The sequence below is a fragment of the Bacillus sp. FSL K6-2869 genome, assembly GCF_040869405.1.
GTDB classification, from domain to species: Bacteria; Bacillota; Bacilli; order Bacillales; family Bacillaceae; genus Bacillus; species Bacillus altitudinis.
This window is the reverse complement of the sequence record NZ_CP152035.1, coordinates 1016503-1037566: the sequence shown is the minus strand read 5'-3', so window position 1 is coordinate 1037566 and position 21064 is coordinate 1016503. Positions and strand designations below refer to the sequence as shown.

Below are 21064 nucleotides of genomic sequence, written 5' to 3'. Positions count from 1 at the left end.
TCCAGGCTTTTCATTGTGATTGCTGAACGTTTCCCACTTCTTCAATGAAAGAGGCTGTCTCTTGCAATCCATCTTGAAAATGTTGAGTGGCTGACATAAACAGCTTTTCTTGATCAGGACGCTTTAACAGCTGCTCTACCTTGCTAATTCCTTTTTCAAATGAAGCAAGACCTGTCTTTAATTGTTTGTCTGCCTTTTGATACACAGCTGGCACTTCTTGATGAGTAAGCCCTTTTTGAATGACACGGTCGAATGCTTTCGTCGCTTTTGTCAATTTTTCATTCACTTGAATTTTTCCGTGTCCATCTGAAATAAATTGATCGGTCATGTTTTCATATGCTTCATTTAACTCATCCATATAACGCTGAACCCATTGTTCATACGCAGCTTCTTTTGTGTTTTGTTTTGAAGGCGGCTGACCTGCTTGATTGCAGGCTGTGAGTAGTGTCACTGTCACGGTAAATAGCAGCATCAAATGCCATCGTTTTTTCATACACGGCCCCCATTTCTCTTTCCCATTTGTTCATATCGGTCAAATATGATCAACTTTTACCTCATACGAACACCTTGCAAGAAATGACTTATTTTTATTGTAACAGACCGCATGTATCACTTCTGTGATTTATGCGGAAATGAATGAAAATCCTTCTAATGGTTCACATTTCCCTGCCATTTCATGATGATACAGTCAATAGACGACGAGAAAGGCACATTTGGTTTCAATCTATTTCATCTTCGTCATTTTTTCTCAAATAGAAAAGACCCCTTTCGGCGCCTTTTTCTTAGATGTATGGATTTCAAATGATGATCTTTCTTAGCATGGAAGCTGCCTTATATTCTGCTCTACATAGCGGGAACTCCCTCTATGATCCTACCCATTTATTGCAGCTTTCCTTTACAAGCAATCTCCAGCTCTTCTACCACTTCGCCATCTTGAATGAGGTATGCTTTTTCATGAAGATTCACAGCAGGACAGATGTGATTCGGAATAATTTGCACCTTCTCACCGATCTGTACACTTTGACGAAAGCCTTCATGATAGATAATGGCATGCTCGTCAAATACGCTAGAAACAAATACATCATCATATTCTTTCACTTTGCCTAAGCCCTCTGTTTTGGTCAGCCCTTTTGTACGCGTTTGTGCCGTCAGCCCCTTGGCCCCTACATCTGTAATCACCCGGCGCTCTGTCGGTTTACTAATGACCGTCGTCAGCACAGATGCTGCACAATGTGAATATGTGCCGATTACATTGGACTGGGAAGCATCCATCAAGATGTATGTGCCTGGCCGTATTTCTGTGACTCCTTTTGGAATATCAAATTGAAATAAAAATGGCGGTGTTGATCCAATACTGACGACCTCTAGCGGCATACCAGCTTCTTCTGCAATCTGTGCAAAACGGAGCGTTCGATTTACAGCCTCCTTGTATAATGTCCGGCAATGTGCTTTACTTTCCGCTTGATACGTATGACCATCATGAGAAAAAATCCCCTTTAAATGAACGGCATCACTTGTTTGAATCGCCTCTAATATGTGGCAGAAATCACGTTCTTCAATGACACCAGACCTTCCCTCTCCAACCTCTATCTCAATTAAAACCTCCGCTTTTTTCTCTGATTCACGAAAGACTTGCTCAATCTGCTTCACATGCTCAACACAATCTATACCGAATGAAATCTGTATCGACTCTGCCAGTTTACGAATCCGCTTGAGTTTAGTCTCACCTACAATTTGATTGGCGATAAAAATATCTTTGAGCCCATGGGCTGCCATTACTTCAGCCTCTCCTACTTTCGCTACCGTAATGCCAGATGCACCTTTCTCTTCCTGCAGCTTGGCAAGTGCAGGCGTTTTATGAGTTTTCGTATGAGGGCGCAATTTGACATGCTGACGGTCTGCGTATTGCTGCATCGCCGCTACATTCTCCATCATCACCCGTTTATCAATGAGTAGTGCCGGCGTATCCAGTTCTTCATACATCATCCCCATGACCCCTTTCATTATATAAAAAATTATACGATATAGATAAATTATATATTTTTTTATACGATAATCAATGGTTTTTTCTGCAAAAAAGTGATGGCGATGAGTAAGCAGTCCAGCGGCTGTCTGCCGCTGGTCTCTCACTAATAACGATTACGAAGTTCTCTTAAGATAAAATCATACACAAGGTTGAGCTGCTGTTCCTTTGGATACAGCATAAATTCTTGTTTCTTAGGAAGACCTCCATCAAGTCGATCTTGAAATTTCGTTCGGAGATACGCTGTTCGGTGTACCTGACTCTCAAATGACTTATATGAGACATCTAGTTTGACCGATTGCTCATTTGTAAAAGTAACAACCGTGTCTCCGAGGGATGATTCCTGAAAGATATGAATGTATTTGTGGGAGATCCATCCGCATTGAGGGCGGTTGGATGAATAGGTTGGGAAGAAATACAGATGATTGGATGAGTCAATCACGATGGGAGGCTTGTGGGAAATACCTGTTACTTCATATGTTCCCGCTTTTCTGCCTGCATAGCTTGAGCCAAAGAACCTGCAACTGCGTTCTATAATTTGCAGCGGCTTTAATTCAACGTAAAAGCTTGTCTCTCTTTCGATCACTTTTGAATATACTCGTTTTCCTTCTTCAACCGGAAGGACCGCCATTGTTGTTTGATTAATGACGTATGAATCTAATGGTGTTTCACTAATTCCTGACACTTCATTTCCTCCTGTGTTAATTTTTGGTTATTTTAGATACTATTAATCTATCACCAACGTATAAGAAACGACAGGATTTTTTCAATATTTATTTAAAATTATCTTTTTATCATGTTTTTTAGTACATTCGATCTATCTAAAAGCCATTTTTAAAGATATATCGCATCTTGTCGACTGGACAAGGGGTGTCGATATGGCTCAAAAATAAATTGTCTAAAAATTATAAATTCTTGTTGATTTTTTCTCCGCCAATCCATATACTATAAAAAAGGCATCGGGGGGATTCTTTATGAAAGAGAAAAAAACGTATGCTGAGCTCATGAAGTCCCGCAACACCCAAAAAACCGAAGAAAACGGCGTGACGATTTTAGACATCTATATTCAAATGGTTTTAGATGAGGCGCTTTATAAACAGCGCTTAACCTTCCTTAGAGAAGAGATTGATAAGGCACTGGATCAGCGTGATGAAAAGCGATTCAACGACCTGTCAGCTCAATATGCAGAACACTGCTTACATTAATTATGATGATTTTACTTGCGGCAGAGAGACAGAAACTTGTCTCTTTACCGCAAGTTTTTTGTTTTTATCCATTTAATATGGTTCCGCCATTCACATGAATCATTTGTCCATTCATATAAGAAGAGTCTTCGCTCGCTAAAAATAAATAACTTGGCGCTAACTCTACTGGCTCACCAGGCCGCTCCATTGGGACATCACCACCAAATTCAGACACTTCCTTTTCCGTAAATGTGGATGGAATCAGCGGTGTCCAAATCGGTCCAGGCGCTACCCCATTTACCCGAATCCCTTGTTTGATAAGAGATAGAGATAATGATCTTGTAAACGTTACAACCGCCCCTTTTGTCGATGAATAATCAATTAAGGTTTCATGACCTTTATAAGCAGTGACCGATGCTGTATTAATAATACTGCTTCCTTTCTTTAAATGAGGGAGCACCGCTTTTGTTAAATAGAACATGGCAAATATATTCGTTTGAAATGTCCGAAGAAGCTGGTGAGAGGTAATCTGTTCAATGCTTTTTTGCGGATGCTGTTCACCTGCGTTGTTGACCAAAATATCAATCGAACCGAAAGCATCTTTTGTTTGTTTGACGACCTCGTTTGAAAAAGCTTCATCCCCTAGGTCACCTGATATTAAAATGACGCGGCCTCCCATCTTTTCAATATAGTCCTTCGTTTCTTCCGCATCACGATGTTCATTCAAATAAACAATCGCTACATTGGCTCCTTCTTTCGCAAATAAGACAGATACTGCTCTTCCAATCCCGCTGTCTCCACCTGTGACAATCGCCGTTTTCCCTGTCAGCTTTTTGCCTTGCTCCTCTCGATCAAAGATAGGTCTAGGGTTCATTTTATATTCAAGTCCTGGACGTTCGTTCTGATGCTGAGGCGGTAACGTTTTCTTTGGCTGCTTTGTTGACACGTCAGTCCACTCCTTCCTTTTATCTCGTTTATTTTTATGTGTTGCTCATTTTTTTATGTATTTCGCTCTTGTTTTCACTAAAATGTATGATTTTCAGCATCGTGGAAAAATTATACACAATAAGTGACTGGAGGCGACAACATGGAACAAGAACATAAAGGATCGGAACAAGCAAAGTCGTTATGGCTAGCTGATAGTGAGAAGCCCTCTTTTCCTACTGTCAGCGAAGATCTTACAGCAGATGTCATCATTGTCGGTGCCGGTATTACCGGTATCGCTACTGCATTTGAAATGACAGAACGCGGACTGGATGTCATCATCATAGATGCTGATCAAGTATTGCAAGGAACCACTGGACATACGACAGCGAAAATTACCTCCCAGCATGATGTTTACTATCATGAGCTGATTCAGCATATTGGTATGCCGAAAGCCCGTTTATATGTAGAAGCAAATGAAAAAGCAAAGGAGCTCATCCAAGCACGTGTGAAAGAGTATGACATTGATTGTCAGCTTGAGGTAAAAGATGCTTACCTTTATACAACAGAAGAAAACGGCGTCAAAAAGTTAAAGAAGGAATTAGATGCGTACAAACAGCTCGGTATCGATCGCGAATGGAAAACAGCGCTCCCGTTTGATGCTGGCATCAAGGCAGCCCTCGCCATGACGCAGCAGGCACAATTTCATCCTCTTCATTATCTTCATGCACTGATCGATCAACTCATTGACCGAGGCGTGCGCATATTTGAACAGACATCGGCAGTCGATGTAAAAGAAGGAAAACACCCTGCTGTCATCACAAAAAGTGGCCATCATCTGATGGGGCGCTCTATCATTTCATGCTCACACTTTCCTTTTTACGATGGCAAAGGACTGTATTTCACACGAATCCATCCTGAGCAATCTTATGTCGTCGCAGCCAAAACAAGCAAACCGCTTCCAGACGGCATGTACTTAGGAATTGATCAGCCTGCCCATTCATTAAGAACGGCAAAATTCCATGGAGAAGACGTCGTGCTCATCGGTGGACAAGGCCATAAAACCGGACAAGGCGGAGATGAATCCGCACACTATGAAGCACTAGAAAAGTTTGGTGAAGCCACCCTTGGTATAACGGAAGTCCTTTACCGCTGGTCCACGCATGATATGGTCACAATGGATCAAATCCCTTACATTGGCCGCCTGACATCACATCATTCGAATATTTTTGTGGCAACAGGCTTTAGAAAATGGGGCATGACCACAAGCCACGTAGCAGCGACACTGATCGGAGATTTGATCGAAGGAAAATCGAATCCTTACGAATCCATCTTTACTCCATCAAGACTCGTGTCAGACGCATTCGTAAAAGACTTTATCAAAGAAAACACCAATGTTGCAGCGAAGCTAATCAGCGGTAAATTAAAGCGAGCTGATCAAACAATTGATGATTTAAAACCGGGTGAAGGCGGCATTGTATCTTATGAGCATAAAAAATGTGGCGCTTTTAAGTCAGAGGACGGCGATATCTTTCTTGTCGATACAACCTGTACTCATTTAGGCTGTGAAGTCGCGTGGAATAATAGTGACCGCACGTGGGACTGTCCTTGTCACGGGTCTCGTTTCTCCATTACGGGAGAAGTAGTAGAAGGCCCGGCTAAAAAACCACTAAAAAGGTCATATAAAGAACAGTAAAATTTCACTGTTTTCCCTTTAAAAAAACCAAAATTATCCGATAAAAAACATAAAGTCTGATATTTTTGATAATCATGGGGGGACAAACACATTGTTATTTAAAAAAGAGAGTAAAAAGAAAAACACTGCTTTTTTCACACAGCAGGATGATGGGATAAAACGAATCAATTTTCCGGAGAATACGGACATTGCCAAACAAATTAAAATGATTGATTTGACGCAGCAAGACCTTTTTATCTTGAAACAGCTGAATCCAATCGTTCAAGATGAAATTGAACATATCGTCGATAAATTTTATAAAAACCTAGAAGTCGAGTCTTCCTTGATGCACATCATTCAAGATAACAGCTCAGTCGAGCGTCTAAAGAAAACATTACGCATTCATATTAGTGAAATGTTTGCCGGTGTGATTGACGAATCTTATGTGGCCAAAAGAATTAAAATTGCACAAGTTCATTTAAGAATTGGACTTCAACCTAAATGGTATATGGCAGCCTTCCAAGACCTATTGCTATCCATAATGGATTTATTTGCCCAGCATATCCAAGATTTCAAAGAATATCAGACGGCAGTGAAAGCGACGACGAAAATTTTAAATCTAGAGCAGCAGCTTGTCCTAGATACGTTCCAAAATGAATACTCTAAAGTTCGTGATGAAGCAGAACTACAGCAAAAAGAGCTTCATACAAAAATTACAGAAACATCTAATTCACTTGCTTCTCTCTTCTCAAACACAACAAATGCAGTGGACAAACTTGTATCAAAATCTGATGAGATGGCGGATATGTCACAGGCTGGCACAAAGATTTCAGCACAAGTTGAAGAGAAATCAATTGGCGGTAAAAAAGAGTTAGAAATTCAGCAGACGCAAATGAACCAAATTGACGGCAGTATGACAAAGATTGAAACAGAAATTAAACGCTTAGAAGAAATCGCGAAACAAATTGAACAAATTTTTGGGATCGTCACAGGTATTGCGGAGCAAACGAATTTACTCTCTTTAAACGCTTCAATCGAATCAGCTCGAGCAGGTGAACATGGCAAAGGCTTTGCTGTCGTTGCAAATGAGGTTCGCAAATTATCAGAGGATACAAAGAAAACGGTTTCAACTGTATCTGAGCTCGTCAACAACACAAATTCACAAATCGCCATTGTGTCACAGCATATTGCTGATGTGAATTTACTTGTGACAGACAGTAAAGAAAAAATGACCCAAATCAACTCGCTATTCGATGATATCGTCAGCAGCATGAACTTAAGCAAAAACCAAAACGGAAAAATTGAAATAGATTTGCAAACATTCCTAAACGAATTGAAAGAAGTCAAACAAACAGTGTCCCAAGTGGCAAGTTCGGTCGAGTCCTTAACGAGTCTGACAAATCACTGATCCAGTCATTCTTCTTCTGTTTTAGTATAATAGAAGAAAAGATAGAAAAGGCGGGATTTGATTGACAACAATTTGCCTAGTCAGACACGGAGAAACCGATTGGAATGCAGCAAAACGAATTCAAGGACGAACAGATATCCCTTTAAATGACACTGGTAAATGGCAAGCGGAACAAACCGGTCTTTACTTAAAAGATGCCCACTGGGATGTTGTCATTTCCAGTCCGCTATCAAGGGCAAAAGAAACAGCTCATTTGATTTTACAGCATGTACATGCACCGCTCGTGATCATGGACGATTTTATTGAACGTGACTATGGCGACGCTGAAGGCATGTCATTTGAGGAACGTCAGAAGCTGTTTCCGAATAAACAGTATCCAAATATGGAACCATTATCGGCACTTCAAGATCGAATGCTAGAAGGTATTGAAAAAGTGAGAGCAACCTACCCAGATCAACGGGTACTAATCGTAGCACACGGTGCTGCCATCCATGCCTTACTCACCTCACTAGCTGACGAACATATGGGTATTAAGGATACAAGACTTGAGAATGCCTGCTTAAATTATGTGGAATGGACAGATGGTGAATGGAAGGTGAGCGATTACAACGTGGTCAGCCATTTAACACAATCTGCCCCTTCTTAAAGAACCTGTTTTCATAGCAGGTTCTTTTTCATGTCAAAAACAATGATAAAATAATATTTTTTTATATCGAAATTCGAAATAGATGATAGCCTTTTCTACCTATTTTATGGCATTTCGGGTATCGAATGTTTATCCTCAAATGGATCATGAGAAAAAAAGCACGATTCCTTTTTAATAGGAAACCGTTGGAAATATAGAATAAACATATTTTACCATCATTTCCAAGCGACTTAATTCCCTATTTTTCGCTAGGACTTCCACAAAAATTCGGGCCTACTCTTATTTGCCTATCTCTATTAAACTGAAAATACAGAATAATCAAACGGATCATTCTAATAGACTACGGATGATTATTCTGAAATAAGAAAAAGGGATGTGGAATGTGCGTGAAAAAGAAAAATGTGATGACAAGTGTTTTATTGGCTGTCCCTCTTCTGTTTTCAGCAGGGTTTGGAGGCTCGATGGCAAATGCCGAGACTGCCTCAAAGTCAGAAAGCGAAAAAAGCTATATCGTTGGCTTTAAAGCTTCTGCCACCACAAACAGCTCTAAGAAACAAGCAGTGACACAAAATGGTGGGAAATTAGAAAAACAATACCGCCTCATTAATGCTGCACAAGTGAAGATGTCTGAACAAGCCGCAAAAAAACTTGAACACGACCCTAGCATTGCTTATGTAGAAGAAGACCACAAAGCAGAAGCATATGCACAAACCGTCCCTTATGGTATCCCTCAAATCAAAGCTCCAGCCGTACACGCTCAAGGTTATAAAGGTGCTAACGTCAAAGTAGCTGTCCTTGATACTGGAATCCACGCCGCACACCCTGACTTAAATGTTGCAGGCGGTGCTAGCTTCGTCCCTTCAGAGCCAAATGCCACACAAGACTTTCAATCACACGGAACTCACGTAGCCGGAACCATTGCTGCCCTTGATAACACGATTGGTGTTCTTGGGGTTGCGCCAAGCGCCTCCTTGTATGCCGTTAAAGTGTTAGATCGAAACGGAGATGGACAATACAGCTGGATTATCAGCGGTATTGAATGGGCTGTTGCCAATAACATGGATGTCATCAATATGAGCTTAGGCGGACCAAACGGCTCCACAGCGCTTAAAAATGCTGTAGACACAGCGAATAACCGCGGAGTAGTTGTCGTTGCCGCAGCAGGGAATTCAGGTTCAATTGGCTCTACTAGCACCGTAGGCTATCCTGCAAAATACGACTCTACAATTGCTGTTGCCAACGTGAACAGCAACAATGTCAGAAACTCGTCTTCTAGCGCAGGTCCTGAATTAGATGTTTCTGCACCTGGTACATCGATTTTAAGTACAGTACCAAGCAGTGGATATACGTCTTATACGGGAACATCAATGGCATCTCCTCATGTAGCAGGAGCAGCAGCGCTTATCCTTTCTAAGTATCCGAATCTATCAACGTCTCAGGTTCGTCAGCGCTTAGAAAATACGGCAACACCGCTTGGTAATTCGTTCTATTATGGAAAAGGATTAATTAACGTTCAAGCGGCTTCTAACTAAAATAAGTGTGACAAAAAAATCCGGCTCAGTTCGCCGGATTTTTTATTTATTGCTTTTTCGATGTTTCCTCTTTTTTTGCGGCTTTTTCCATATCGATGATTCTCTCCATCATCGTTGGGTGTCCATAGCGGAATATTTTCACTAAAAGTGGCGGATTGACTTGGGAAAGCCCTGATTTTGCAAGCTTTTGAAATGACGTCACCCCCGCCTCTCCATCTTTCGTCAAATTCACGGCGTATTCATCAGCTGCACGTTCTTGATGCCTTGACACAGCATTTGTAAAAGGAGAAGCAGCAAATGACAGCATAGATACAATGATCAACAGAAGCGGAAGAGCAGCAACGTTATGTGGTGCCTTCAGACGAAATGGAGAAGCGCCTTTTTGGTAAAGGGAAAAATAAAGACGGTCAATGGCAAAAAATCCAACCAGAGACAACACTAAATATCCTGCTAAACCGATATACACATGCTTCATCACGTAATGTCCCATCTCATGCGCCATGATAAATAAGATTTCACGGTCTTTCAGCTTTTGAAGTGTCGTATCCCACAAAACAATGCGCTTATTTTCACCAATTCCTGTGACGTAAGCATTCATCGTGTTTGTTTTCTCTGACATGTTGACTTCATATACATGATCTGCTGGAATGTGTGCTTTCTCTGCAAGAGTTAATATCTTTTTCTCAAGCGCTTGATCCTTCAATGGGTAAAAATCATTGTAGAGTGGATCAATAACGACCGGCTGTATAAAGAAGAGAAACAGTGTAACTGGAACGGTTAAACACCAAGCATACAGCCACCAATACTTCCTTTTCTTTTGAATGAGCCAAAAGAACACAATCGCGCATAGAACAAGCAGTGGATATTGAATCCAAAAATCAAGCGTTTGGTCTTTTAGCCAACTTGCCGTGCTTTGTGCTGAAATACCGTAGTACAAGGACAACTGGTAGCTCACCCACTTGACTGGCAATGTGATCAGCATCGTCAAAAGTGACAGCACAAACACATACACAAGTTGGCTCACAAGGTCAAAACGAGCTGCTGCCAAGCTCCAATCTGCTAATTTCCTTGAAAACCCTGAAATGAGCAAAAGGAAAAAGACATACCAATCTAAAGGAATTGTCATAAAGTACAACAGGTTACGAATGTTCGAGTAATTTCCACTGATCAAAAGCTCATGGCTTGTCATAAATGTATGCGGGTCTGCACTTGTCCCTTTCACACTGTCAGGGACAGATGAATCCCCCATTAGAAATAAGTAAGAATAAATAAAAAGACCGTACAATATGTATGCTACCGTTGCAAGAGCTACCCATTTGCGTACTCGCACTGGTCAGCCTCCTTTCCATTTCTCTCTCTATTGTAATCACGCACTTTTTTGTTTAGAACCTGTCTCATGTGGCTCCATCATAGCATGCCCTATCTGAAAAAGCTTGAGTGAAAAAATGATTATGCTGTTCAAAAATCGGAGAAACTAACTATAAAAAAGTGAGTTGGAGGTTCATCATGAAGAAAATCCTTGCAGGAATTGTGATCTTTGGGCTTTTACTGATTACCTTCTTTTATGTGTTCAGCCGGACAAGTGACATCTTCGATGAAAATCGAGCAGAGAAATTATTGCTTTCACCGACGAACCAGTCCATTTCTTATGAAATAGATGATAAAGATACAACTGAGGATCTAATTGAACAATTAAACAAAGGGAAACAAACAAGCAGCCATCTCAAAAAGAATGTAAAGAAGCCAGATTATATCGCCAAGGTCATGTTCGGACGGACAAATGGCACTTCTTTTCAGCTATGGACCAACCGCTCTCAAGTTGTTTTTTTAGTAGACGGCACCTATTATGAATTAAATCAAAAACAGTCAAATTCCTTTCGAAAACAGGTACAAGAAGCGATTCAAAAAGGAGCCTCTTCATAAGAAGAGACTCTTTTTTTATTTACTTGTTTCTGCTTGGTACTTATCCTTTAGCGCTCTTCTTAAAATTTTACCAGTCGTGTTTTTTGGAATATCATCAATGAAATGGATCGTTTGGGGCTGCTTATATTTTGCCAAATAGCGTGAACAATGTGTGATGATGTCTTCTTGATTGATGTGAGCATGTTTCTTAGGGGAAATGTAACAGACAACAGCCTCTCCTGTGTTTGGATCGGGCACACCGATGACAACGGCTTCTGCTACAGCTTCATGTTGATAAAGCACTTCTTCTACTTCTCTTGGATAGACATTATACCCGCCAACGAGAATCATATCCTTTTTTCGATCGACGATATAAATATATCCGTCTTCATCTCTTCTCGCCAAATCTCCTGTGTACAGCCAGCCATCTTTCAGTGCTGCTTCTGTGTCTTCTGGCATTTGATAATAGCCTTTCATAATGTTTGGCCCTTTTGCAATCAATTCTCCGACTTCGTTTGGTCCAACTTCCTCTCCAAGTTCATTCACGATCTTATTTTTCACATTCATAATATCAGTTCCGACTGAACCTGGTTTTCTTTTTCCATCAAGGGGATTGAATGCCGTCACTGGGGAAGCCTCTGACAATCCATAGCCCTCTAGCACCGTGACACCGAACTTTTCTTCAAAACCGTGAAGTAAAGCAACAGGCATGGACGCACCGCCTGATATACAAATCCTCACCGACTTCATCGCTTCCTCATGACCGTCCTGACGATATAAATAGTTATACATGGTTGGAACACCAACAAATAGCGTTGGTTTTTCTTTCTCCATCATTCGTAAAAGCTCTGATGGGCTGAAATGCGGCAGGACATAGATGGTCGCTCCATGAATCAAAGGGGCATTCATACAGACGGTCAAACAAAACACATGGAACATCGGCAAAGCAGCAATCACCTTGTCCTTCTCATCAATTGACAGGTACTCCGCAATGTCTCTTGCATTTGAATATAGGTTAACATGAGTGAGCATTGCCCCTTTTGGTTTTCCTGTTGTGCCAGATGTAAATAAAATAACGGCCGTATCGTCAGGTTGTATGGAAGGATGCTCAGTTTCCGGCGCATCTCCAGACACAAGCTTTCCGAAGAAAACAAGACGATCAGATACTTCTTTTAAACTTGACCTGCACGCAGATTCATTTTGTGCACAAATAATGACTCGTTCAATAGCTGGAAGCTGTTCATACACCTGCTCGTATATCGGCAGAAGCTGATCCGGTGCAACAATCCCTTTTACATCACCAGTGACCAGCATATAGCCGATTTCACTTGGCGTATATGTTGGATTGACAGGTACAACAACAAGTCCTGCCTTTAATGCACCAAAAAATGAAATCACAAAATGCGGTGAATTTCCTAAAATCAGCGCGATATGATCTCCCGCTTGAAACCCTTCGCTCACTAAACCATCTGCAAAGCGTTCGATACTTGTCATCAGTTCTTGATAGGTCCACTTGTTCCCTTCAAAGATCAGTGCGACGTTCTCTCCCTTGGTCATCGCAGTCTGCTCAAGATTTTTGATCAAATCCATTCTCCCACCCCTTATACTTCATCAATGAATGAATAGCCATTCATTTTATGACCAAACATTCCTCCTTCCTATTATAATAGACAATCGAAAAAATTCACAAGATCAAATGTAAACCGCTTTCATCTCTTTCATTAGAAAAAGCACCGCTATCTCTAGCCGTGCTTGTCCTTGCTTAATAAATCAAATCCAGAAAATCTTCTTTTGATACGTTACCAAAATAATGGCGCATATCCATGTCTTCTAATACATCACTAATGGTTTTGCGATCATATTGGTGCCCAATGAGTCGTTTCTCAATATCAGCAATATCCCCTACACCAAAGAAGTCACCAAAAATTTTGCAGTCTTGAATGATGCCTTTTTTCACTTCTAATCGAAGATCAATCGATCCAGCTGGAAAACGCTTAGAGTGCTGCAAGTTAAACTTAGGTGAACGGCCGTAGTTCCATTCCCATTTTTGGTATCGATCACGAGAAATCTCATGAATCTTCTCCCAATCCTTTTCTGTCAGCTGATACTCAGGCACGTCTCCGTTCGTGTCAAAAATATAGCTTAAAAGAATTTTTCTAAATTCTTCTGTTGTCATCTTTTGATCCATCAGTTCACTAATATTCGCAACCCTGCTTCTAATGGATTTGATACCTTTTGATTCGATCTTTTCTTTCTTCACATTTAATGCCGAGACAACATGTTCGATTTCTGAATCAAATAATAGGGTGCCATGACTGAAGATACGTCCTCGTGTAGCAAATTGAGCATTCCCCGAAATTTTACGCCCATCTGCCATGATGTCATTTCTGCCGCTTAATTCCGCTTTGACGCCAAGCTTTTCAAGCGCTTTGATGACTGGCTCGGTGAATTTTTTAAAGTTATGAAAGCTGTCCCCATCGTCTTTTGTAATAAAACTGAAGTTCAAGTTTCCTTTGTCATGGTAAACTGCACCACCGCCAGATAACCTGCGAACGACTTTGATGCCATTGTCTTCTACATATTTTGTATTGATTTCTTCTATTGTATTTTGGTTCTTTCCAATAATAATGGATGGCTGGTTGATGTAAAACAGCAAATACGTTTCTTCTGGATCTAAATATTTTAAGCAATACTCTTCAATTGCTAAATTAATCATTGGGTCATAATGTTGCTCGTTATCGATAAACAGCATCTCTATCTTCCTTCCTTGTTCCATCTAAGCCCTGATTGGGCAAGCTGTATATTGCCAGTATATAACGCCTGTGCTTCATTGACTAGGTCTTTATGCCGACCGAAATGAGGCAGATGGGTGATGATAAGCTCTCCAACATTTGCTTCACTTGCCAGCTTCCCTACTTCAGTGCTGTTCATATGTCCTGCACCCGATCCGTCTTGTCCGGCGTAAAAGTTGCTTTCGGCAATAAGTAAGTCTGCATCCTTGCTAAAAGGGATAAATGCATCTTGATAGCTGGAGTCAGCTGTATACACCACCACAGCCTCATTTGCCTGAATTCTCATCGCATAGCATTCTGCCGGATGAACCGTTTTCAAAAAATCAATTTGAAATGGTCCAATTTGAATGCCCTCTTCCGGGTGATAAGGTTTTGTCTTTGTATGTACATCATCAGAGAGCCGCTGAAATGCTGCTTGATCCCCGGTATGTCCGTAGATCGTCAGCGGACCACTGCTTTTTCCTAAATGATAACCCACTAGCTTCGCATATTGGAGAGGTCCGATATCTGCAACATGATCGTGATGATAATGAGAAAGGAGTACAGCATCTAGTTCTTCTATATCAATGTATTGCTGAAGCTTTGACAGAACTCCGCTCCCGCAGTCGACAAGCAGACGAAAACCATCTGATTCAAAAAGATAACCTGATGTGGCTTCACCAGCTGCTGGAAATCCTCCGTAGCAGCCAATCACGGTTAATTTCATCGTCATATTTCCTCCTTTTCAAAAAATCCCCTTCTTACAATATACCCATTTTTCATAAAAAAAGCATTCTTCTTGCCTATTGTTACAAAACAGATTGACAATTATCAATCTGTTATAATACAATGATAACAATAAAACGTATTGGAGGATGACAAATGCTAGGAAAAATCACTGAGTTTTTTAGAAATTTGCCTTCAAAAAAATGCACAAAATGTGGAAATGATTTAATGGAACAGCACGAGTGTTACGGTAATGAATGTGAGGAATGCTCACAAGTAAGTTATCTTAAATAAGGAAATAAATAGAACAAAAAAGCACTTTTTTCCTCCATCGTCAGTTGGAGTCAAAAGTGCTTTTTATTTTTTCTGAAAAATAGGTAAAAAGGTAAAACCCTTGGTACAAAAGGGTTTTTTAGTATTTTCATATGATGACTTTTAGTTCGGAAGGCACTTTTTATTGACTTAAAACAACGAAGGGGGTTCGAAGTGTCCATTTTTTCAAATAATTTTGTATTTTCTTAATATAATTTAATCGTGGACGAACCTCTTTAATTTTAGTTATACTTTAATTCATATATTAAAACTTAATATAATGGGAATATTCCTTTAATGAATATGTTAGGGAGGAAATCTATGAAAAAATTAAAATTTGGATTAGCTACTCAAATCCTAATCGGTCTTATTCTCGGTGTCGTGGTTGGTGCGATCTTTTTCGGTAACCCTGGTGTTGAGACATATTTAAAACCAATTGGAGACTTCTTCTTACGACTCATTAAGATGATTGTCATTCCGATTGTCGTATCTAGCTTAATTTTAGGTGTTGCAGGTGCGGGTGATGGTAAAAAAGTAGGGAAGCTTGGTTTTAGAACCATTCTTTATTTTGAAATTATCACAACGTTTGCGATCATCCTTGGTCTTGTGCTTGCAAACTTTGTTCAACCAGGTGCAGGCGTTGACTTTGGACATACAGAAAAACAGGATATTAGCCAGTATGTTGAAACGGAAAAAGAACAAAGCAGTAAATCAGTTGCTGATACGTTCCTTCATATCGTTCCGACGAACTTCTTCCAATCATTGGCGGAAGGTGATTTGCTTGCGATTATTTTCTTCACTGTATTATTCGCACTTGGCGTTTCAGCGATTGGTGAACGCGGCAAACCAGTGCTCGCCTTCTTTGAAGGTGTGTCACATGCGATGTTCCATGTCGTCAATGTTGTGATGAAAGCTGCACCATTTGGTGTATTCGCGCTCATTGGTGTGACAGTATCAAAATTTGGTCTTGAATCTCTCGTTTCATTAGGTAAGCTCGTAGGTCTTGTTTATTTTGCGCTCGCTCTCTTCCTTATCGTTGTATTCGGAATTATTGGAAAGATGATTGGCGTCAATATTTTCAGATTTCTTGCTTACATGAAAGACGAAATGCTTCTCGCCTTTAGTACATCCAGCTCTGAAACAGTTTTACCGAGAGTCATGGATAAAATGGAGCGCATCGGGTGTCCAAAAGGAATTGTTTCTTTTGTTATCCCAATTGGTTATACGTTTAATCTGGACGGCTCCGTCTTGTATCAAGCCATTGCGGCGCTTTTCCTAGCGCAGGTATATGGCATTGACCTCACGATCGTACAGCAGCTCACACTAATCCTTGTATTGATGGTGACATCAAAAGGAATGGCTGCCGTTCCTGGTACATCCTTTGTTGTATTACTTGCAACACTTGGAACGATCGGTGTTCCCGCTGAAGGTCTAGCCTTTATTGCAGGTGTTGATCGTATCATGGATATGGCAAGAACCGTTGTCAACTTAACTGGTAATGCACTTGCAGCTGTCGTGATGTCTAAATGGGAAGGGCAATATGACCCTGAAAAAGGACACCGCGTGATGACTGGACAAGATGTACCTGAGCCAACACAACTTTCAAGCTAATCAAAAAGAACCCCGCGATCGGGGTTCTTTTTTTATACTGTGATTAATTTGCTTTGAACATAGTGGTACAGAAGATTGGCTGTATGAATCAATGAGTCTTCATGGGTTCTTTCAAAGGCATGCGAAGAGTCAATGCCAGGTCCAATCAGTCCATGAATGATATCATGCCCTGCTCGAATCGCTGCTGACGCATCTGAACCATAATAAGGGTATATATCAAGGCGGTAATCGATCTCATTTGCCTCAGCTATTGCTGCTAAATGTTTGCGGAGACCATAGTGATAAGGACCGCTAGAATCCTTCACACATATCGACACACTGTATTCATCAGTTGATTGACCGTCACCGATGGCTCCCATATCAACAGCCAAATATTCCACCGTAGCTTCCGGGATATTCGAGTTCCCACCGTATCCGATTTCTTCATTATTTGAAATTAAGAAATGTGTCGTATGCGGCAATGTGATGTGCTCTGTTTGAATGCGGTGAATCAATCTCAGCAACAGTGCCACACTTGCCTTATCATCAAGATGTCTTGATTTAATAAACCCTGAAGACGTCACTTCCACTCTAGGATCAAATGAGATAAAGTCTCCTACTTGAATGCCGAGTGCTTGCACATCGTCCGCATTTTTCACCTTCTCATCTAAGCGAATCTCCATATTTTCTTGATTTCGCTTCGCTTTTCCAGCATCCTCATATACGTGAACGGACGTTTGATGCATCAGAATGGTACCTGTGTATGTACGGCCTGTTACTGTTTCAATTTCACAATACTCGCCTTCTATCGAGTTATATTGAAAGCCTCCAATAAGTGCAAGACGCAGCCGGCCATTTGATTTAATTTCTTTGACCATCGCACCGAGCGTATCGACATGTGCTGTCAGCATGCGGTGTTCCTTGTCATCTGTTCCTTTTAGGGTGGCAATTAATCCGCCTTTTCGATTTCGCTTCGTTTCAATATGTAAATCTTGTAAAAAACGTTCGACAAAGCCAATCACTTTCTCAGTATTTCCTGATGGACTTGGGATCGACACAAGCTTTTGAATAAGCTGAATCGTTTCATTTACTTCCGTTGTCATTCGGCATATCCTCCTTCATCTAAAAGAAATTCTTTCCAAGCATGCCTTTTTTCAGCATCCTTCTTAAAATATATCGCTTCGGGTTCCTGATGTCTAATTTCTAATAGAAAAACCTTTCTCAGGAAAGAGAAAGGTTTTTTTGATTAAGCTTCTTCTTGTTTCATTTTTCTTATGTTCCAAGCAAAGTATGCTGTTGTTGCAGCCATCATGATGATGGCTACTGTTCCAAGAATCGCTGCTTGGTGCCATAAATAACTGTTATCACCGCTTGCAATGATCGTTCTAAATCCGTTGATGGTATACGTCATTGGAAGCAGACTGTGAATAACTTGGAAGAATTTTGGTACAAGCTCGAGCGGGAATGTACCCGCACTTGCTGCAAGCTGAAGAACCAAGATAATGACGGCAATAAAGCGTCCTGGGTTCCCCATCGTCGTCGCAAGAAGCTGAATGATCGCTAGGAATGTCAGACTGACGATGATCGCAAAGAGATAGAAGCGCCAGAGGCTTTCCACTTCAAGTCCAAGTCCAAAGATCAGCATGGAGCTTGCAATCACTGCCTGCAAGATACCGACTAAGAGAAGCACACTATATTTGCTGACAAACCATTCAAACGCATTTCTAGGGCGTCCTGCAGGATCTTTCATTGGGAATACAACAGTCAGCATAAGAGCTCCAACAAAGAGTCCCATTGATAAAATATATGGTGTGAGCCCTGTTCCATAGTTATCAATTTTTTTCGCTGTATCATTCTCTGTTTTGACTGGGCTTGCAATCATATTGTAGTTGTCCTGCCCCGCATCAATGTCTCCTGTTTCATCTGCAGCGCTTTTTAGCTTATCAGAAAGCTTTCCAGTTCCACTTTTTAAGTCACCTAATCCTTTATCAAGGGATTTTGACCCTTCAGCCAGTTTAGATGAGTTGCTTTGGATACTCGCTGATCCACTTTCTAGTTTATTCAATGCTGCACTAAGCTGGCTTGAACCATTTGCCAGTTTATCCGCACCACTTTTCGCTGTATCAAGCTTTCCATTTGCTGTTTGCAGGCCATCTTGTAATTTCCCTTGGCCCGTTTGAAGCTTCAGTGCACCTTGATACAATTTATTCGTACCGGATGTCATTTGATCAATCGCATTTTGTATGGCGACTGTCGATGTATACAGCTGTTCTGTTTTCTCTGGCAGCTGCTTGACTTGCTGTAGCTGTGCTTTTGCAGATGCAACCGCAGACTGAACTTCACTTGCGTCAGGCAGTTCCTGCAGCGCCGCTAAGCTTTGCTCAAGACCAGACAAATCAGGCAGTTCAATTTTAGGAAGACTGTCTAGCTGATCCATTGCCGCCTTTTTCTCTTCATCTGTCATCGAGCTGTTTTGAATAATACTTTTTACTTTTGCATCTCGATTAGATAATGCTTCTTTTAAAGAAGCAAGTTTGGTACTAAACGTTTTTGCATCTTCTTTCACCTGATCAATCTTAGGCGCCATCTTTTCAAGATTCGCTAATTCAGGTGAAGACAATACTTTCTCCACAGCAGCGATTTTTTCTGAAAATGACTGTGCTTTATTGTTCAGCTGCTCAATGCCTGCTGTGAATTGCGGCATTTTAGAAGAAAGCTGCTCATGTCCTTCACGGCTTGTGTTTAACCCTTCGGTCAATGTATCAATTCCTGTGCCAAGCTCACCAAATTTCTGATCAATCGTTTGATAGCCTGTTAAGAGCTGACCAAGACCGCTATCAAGAGATTGAATTCCAGTGTTCAGTTCACCCATTTTTCCTGCAAACTGATGAACACCTTCGCTATACGTTAACGTTCCTTCTGCCAATTTCGCCAGATTGTCTTTTAACTTTTGGCTACCGTCTTTTGCGCTTTTTGTTCCGTCATCAATTTTCTTCGCTCCATCGCTTGCTTGATCTAATCCTTTTGCAATCGTTTTGAAGTTATCAAAGATGACCTCTGCATAATTTTCTGTGACTTCCTTTGAAACCGAATCTTTTAATTTGATAATGGCGTTATTCGCAATTTGAGACGCAGCATAGTTTGCGCCTGGATTCGTATAATATTTCAGATTCGATTTTTTCGGATGTTTGTCTAGTACTGTACTCGCATTTTTCGAGAAATCTTTCGGAATCTCGACGACGAGATAATAGTCTTCGTTATTTAACCCTTTGATGGCCTTTTCTTCACTATCAACAAAATGCCATTTAAAACTATCGTTTTTCTTTAATTCCTTCACTAAATCATCGCCCACTTGAAGGGTTTTGCCGTCATAATGACTGCCTTCATCCAAGTTGACAACCGCTACAGGTAATTGATCAACTGTACCATATGGATCCCAGTAAGCTTTTAAAAATACACCACTATAAATCAGTGGAATAAATAAGACAGCTAAAATCGGGATCAGTAGTTTTTTGCTCGTCACAATGTCTTTCCATTGATTCCGAATTAAATTCATTGCTGTTTTCCTCCCATTGATGAATGACTAAATTAAGAATTCGGTCATTTGAACTCAAAAAAAATTATGTTGTTGCAGACAGTCCTTTTAGTACATAAAGCTCGAGCGATTCAGCGACCTCTTCTTTTGTTAAAGGCTCATATCGCTTTTCCCAGTCAAAAATAAGTGCAATATATAGTTTCACCATCACAAATGCCGTCAATTCAGGATCACAGGGCTTAATGTCGCCTTTTTCAATCGCTTCTTTTACTTTTGTTTTAATATAGCGAATGATCATCTGCTCCATTTTTTCAATCATTTCTTTCACTGCTGATGTGCCAAGCTCCGCATTTTCCTGAAAGATTTTAATTGTAAGCTGGTGGTTTTTTCGAAATTCTAATATTGCAAAGAGTGCTAAATGAAGGTTTTCTGAGAAACTATTCTTCTCATCTATTGCTTCATCTGCAATTTTCCTCATCTCCATTAACAGTGATGTGAAAATTTCATCGAACAGCTCTTCTTTGTTTTTGAAAAAAGTATAAATCGTTCCTTTTCCAACGTTGGCAAGCTTTGCTACAAGGTCCATTGTCGTGGCTTTATACCCGAACTGGGTAAATGCCTTTGTTGCTCCATCTAAAATCATTTGTCTCCTATCAACACTCATGATCTCACTCCCAAAATGACTATTTGAACGTTTCGGTCATTAAGTACAGAAAGTAATATACCACATCCTTTTCCTCAGATGCAACAACTTTGTTCAATTTTATTATTCACCACTCTTTTCTAAACATACGAACATGAAAAACTCCCTTTCCATGACAGAAAAGGGAGTTTGT

19 protein-coding genes are annotated in these 21064 nt (G+C 40.6%); 8 read left to right on the top strand and 11 right to left on the bottom strand.

What is annotated here, in order from left to right; genetic code table 11:
* Positions 1-10: 10 nt before the first annotated feature.
* The 3 genes from MHI58_RS05180 to MHI58_RS05170 all read right to left on the bottom strand — a co-directional run bounded on the left by MHI58_RS05180 (position 11) and on the right by MHI58_RS05170 (position 2708).
* Entirely contained in the window at positions 11-493 is a 483-nt protein-coding gene (locus MHI58_RS05180) for a hypothetical protein (RefSeq protein ID WP_008348662.1), read from the bottom strand.
* A 386-nt stretch (positions 494-879) separates the two neighbouring features.
* A complete protein-coding gene (locus MHI58_RS05175; protein ID WP_039167442.1) occupies positions 880-1986 on the bottom strand; it encodes a D-TA family PLP-dependent enzyme in 1107 nt (368 codons plus the stop codon).
* 143 nt (positions 1987-2129) lie between these two features.
* Complete coding sequence (locus tag MHI58_RS05170) at positions 2130-2708, bottom strand: competence protein ComK (protein ID WP_017366958.1); 579 nt, start codon at positions 2706-2708, stop codon at positions 2130-2132.
* Positions 2709-2997: 289 nt separating this feature from the next.
* Here MHI58_RS05170 and MHI58_RS05165 point away from each other — a divergent pair, with 289 nt between their 5' ends.
* Positions 2998-3228: an IDEAL domain-containing protein gene (locus MHI58_RS05165; protein ID WP_003210924.1), complete on the top strand. Its 231-nt coding sequence runs from the start codon at positions 2998-3000 to the stop codon at positions 3226-3228.
* 64 nt (positions 3229-3292) lie between these two features.
* On the opposite strand, the gene MHI58_RS05160 is transcribed toward MHI58_RS05165, so the two are convergent.
* Complete coding sequence (locus MHI58_RS05160; RefSeq protein WP_045034870.1) at positions 3293-4153, bottom strand: SDR family oxidoreductase; 861 nt, start codon at positions 4151-4153, stop codon at positions 3293-3295.
* A gap of 141 nt (positions 4154-4294) precedes the next feature.
* Between MHI58_RS05160 and MHI58_RS05155 the strand changes: the two genes are divergently transcribed.
* The 4 genes from MHI58_RS05155 to MHI58_RS05140 all read left to right on the top strand — a co-directional run bounded on the left by MHI58_RS05155 (position 4295) and on the right by MHI58_RS05140 (position 9392).
* Positions 4295-5827: an FAD-dependent oxidoreductase gene (locus MHI58_RS05155; RefSeq protein ID WP_045034869.1), complete on the top strand. Its 1533-nt coding sequence runs from the start codon at positions 4295-4297 to the stop codon at positions 5825-5827.
* Between the two features lie 91 nt (positions 5828-5918).
* Positions 5919-7214, top strand: coding sequence for a globin-coupled sensor protein (locus tag MHI58_RS05150; protein WP_007497200.1), 1296 nt, complete (start codon positions 5919-5921; stop codon positions 7212-7214).
* A 61-nt stretch (positions 7215-7275) separates the two neighbouring features.
* On the top strand, positions 7276-7860 hold the full coding sequence (locus MHI58_RS05145; protein WP_045034868.1) for a histidine phosphatase family protein: 585 nt from the start codon (positions 7276-7278) through the stop codon (positions 7858-7860).
* Between the two features lie 380 nt (positions 7861-8240).
* Complete coding sequence (locus tag MHI58_RS05140) at positions 8241-9392, top strand: serine alkaline protease SapB (protein WP_081105403.1); 1152 nt, start codon at positions 8241-8243, stop codon at positions 9390-9392.
* A 46-nt stretch (positions 9393-9438) separates the two neighbouring features.
* Here the strand turns inward: MHI58_RS05140 and MHI58_RS05135 are convergent, their stop codons facing one another.
* Positions 9439-10722, bottom strand: coding sequence for a M48 family metallopeptidase (locus tag MHI58_RS05135; protein WP_045034867.1), 1284 nt, complete (start codon positions 10720-10722; stop codon positions 9439-9441).
* Between the two features lie 176 nt (positions 10723-10898).
* On the opposite strand from MHI58_RS05135, the gene MHI58_RS05130 reads away from it, so the two are divergent.
* Positions 10899-11315 (top strand): hypothetical protein, encoded by a 417-nt coding sequence (locus MHI58_RS05130; RefSeq protein WP_007497192.1) that lies wholly within the window; start codon positions 10899-10901, stop codon positions 11313-11315.
* A 15-nt stretch (positions 11316-11330) separates the two neighbouring features.
* Here the strand turns inward: MHI58_RS05130 and MHI58_RS05125 are convergent, their stop codons facing one another.
* The 3 genes from MHI58_RS05125 to MHI58_RS05115 form a co-directional block, all read right to left on the bottom strand.
* Positions 11331-12884: a fatty acid--CoA ligase family protein gene (locus MHI58_RS05125; RefSeq protein ID WP_024720003.1), complete on the bottom strand. Its 1554-nt coding sequence runs from the start codon at positions 12882-12884 to the stop codon at positions 11331-11333.
* A gap of 172 nt (positions 12885-13056) precedes the next feature.
* Entirely contained in the window at positions 13057-14046 is a 990-nt protein-coding gene (locus MHI58_RS05120; RefSeq protein WP_045034866.1) for a lipoate--protein ligase, read from the bottom strand.
* Between the two features lie 2 nt (positions 14047-14048).
* Positions 14049-14792, bottom strand: coding sequence for an MBL fold metallo-hydrolase (locus MHI58_RS05115; RefSeq protein ID WP_045034874.1), 744 nt, complete (start codon positions 14790-14792; stop codon positions 14049-14051).
* Between the two features lie 155 nt (positions 14793-14947).
* On the opposite strand from MHI58_RS05115, the gene yhfH reads away from it, so the two are divergent.
* Both yhfH and MHI58_RS05105 read left to right on the top strand, forming a co-directional pair.
* Entirely contained in the window at positions 14948-15085 is a 138-nt protein-coding gene (yhfH, locus tag MHI58_RS05110; protein WP_008359029.1) for a protein YhfH, read from the top strand.
* Positions 15086-15424: 339 nt separating this feature from the next.
* On the top strand, positions 15425-16714 hold the full coding sequence (locus tag MHI58_RS05105) for a cation:dicarboxylase symporter family transporter (protein ID WP_008348850.1): 1290 nt from the start codon (positions 15425-15427) through the stop codon (positions 16712-16714).
* Between the two features lie 32 nt (positions 16715-16746).
* Here MHI58_RS05105 and MHI58_RS05100 read toward each other — a convergent pair whose 3' ends face one another.
* From MHI58_RS05100 to MHI58_RS05090, 3 genes are all read right to left on the bottom strand, one after another.
* Positions 16747-17796 carry a M42 family metallopeptidase gene (locus MHI58_RS05100; RefSeq protein WP_045034865.1) on the bottom strand — a complete coding sequence of 350 codons (1050 nt, stop codon included), beginning with the start codon at positions 17794-17796 and terminating at the stop codon, positions 16747-16749.
* Between the two features lie 143 nt (positions 17797-17939).
* Positions 17940-20249, bottom strand: a complete 2310-nt coding sequence (locus MHI58_RS05095) for a YhgE/Pip domain-containing protein (RefSeq protein ID WP_045034864.1) — start codon at positions 20247-20249, stop codon at positions 17940-17942.
* Between the two features lie 64 nt (positions 20250-20313).
* Positions 20314-20892, bottom strand: coding sequence for a TetR/AcrR family transcriptional regulator (locus MHI58_RS05090; protein ID WP_007497184.1), 579 nt, complete (start codon positions 20890-20892; stop codon positions 20314-20316).
* Positions 20893-21064 lie beyond the last annotated feature (172 nt).

Excerpts from the sequence above, each read along its gene's own strand:
- yhfH (WP_008359029.1), top strand. The coding sequence starts at position 14,948 with ATGCTAGGAAAAATCACTGAGTTTTTTAGAAATTTGCCTTCAAAAAAA.
- MHI58_RS05095 (WP_045034864.1), bottom strand. The coding sequence starts at position 20,249 with ATGAATTTAATTCGGAATCAATGGAAAGACATTGTGACGAGCAAAAAA.
- MHI58_RS05090 (WP_007497184.1), bottom strand. The coding sequence starts at position 20,892 with ATGAGTGTTGATAGGAGACAAATGATTTTAGATGGAGCAACAAAGGCA.
- MHI58_RS05180 (WP_008348662.1), bottom strand. The coding sequence starts at position 493 with ATGAAAAAACGATGGCATTTGATGCTGCTATTTACCGTGACAGTGACA.
- MHI58_RS05155 (WP_045034869.1), top strand. The coding sequence starts at position 4,295 with ATGGAACAAGAACATAAAGGATCGGAACAAGCAAAGTCGTTATGGCTA.
- MHI58_RS05130 (WP_007497192.1), top strand. The coding sequence starts at position 10,899 with ATGAAGAAAATCCTTGCAGGAATTGTGATCTTTGGGCTTTTACTGATT.
- MHI58_RS05100 (WP_045034865.1), bottom strand. The coding sequence starts at position 17,796 with ATGACAACGGAAGTAAATGAAACGATTCAGCTTATTCAAAAGCTTGTG.
- MHI58_RS05105 (WP_008348850.1), top strand. The coding sequence starts at position 15,425 with ATGAAAAAATTAAAATTTGGATTAGCTACTCAAATCCTAATCGGTCTT.
- MHI58_RS05140 (WP_081105403.1), top strand. The coding sequence starts at position 8,241 with ATGTGCGTGAAAAAGAAAAATGTGATGACAAGTGTTTTATTGGCTGTC.
- MHI58_RS05120 (WP_045034866.1), bottom strand. The coding sequence starts at position 14,046 with ATGCTGTTTATCGATAACGAGCAACATTATGACCCAATGATTAATTTA.
- MHI58_RS05175 (WP_039167442.1), bottom strand. The coding sequence starts at position 1,986 with ATGATGTATGAAGAACTGGATACGCCGGCACTACTCATTGATAAACGG.
- MHI58_RS05115 (WP_045034874.1), bottom strand. The coding sequence starts at position 14,792 with ATGAAATTAACCGTGATTGGCTGCTACGGAGGATTTCCAGCAGCTGGT.
- MHI58_RS05165 (WP_003210924.1), top strand. The coding sequence starts at position 2,998 with ATGAAAGAGAAAAAAACGTATGCTGAGCTCATGAAGTCCCGCAACACC.
- MHI58_RS05125 (WP_024720003.1), bottom strand. The coding sequence starts at position 12,884 with ATGGATTTGATCAAAAATCTTGAGCAGACTGCGATGACCAAGGGAGAG.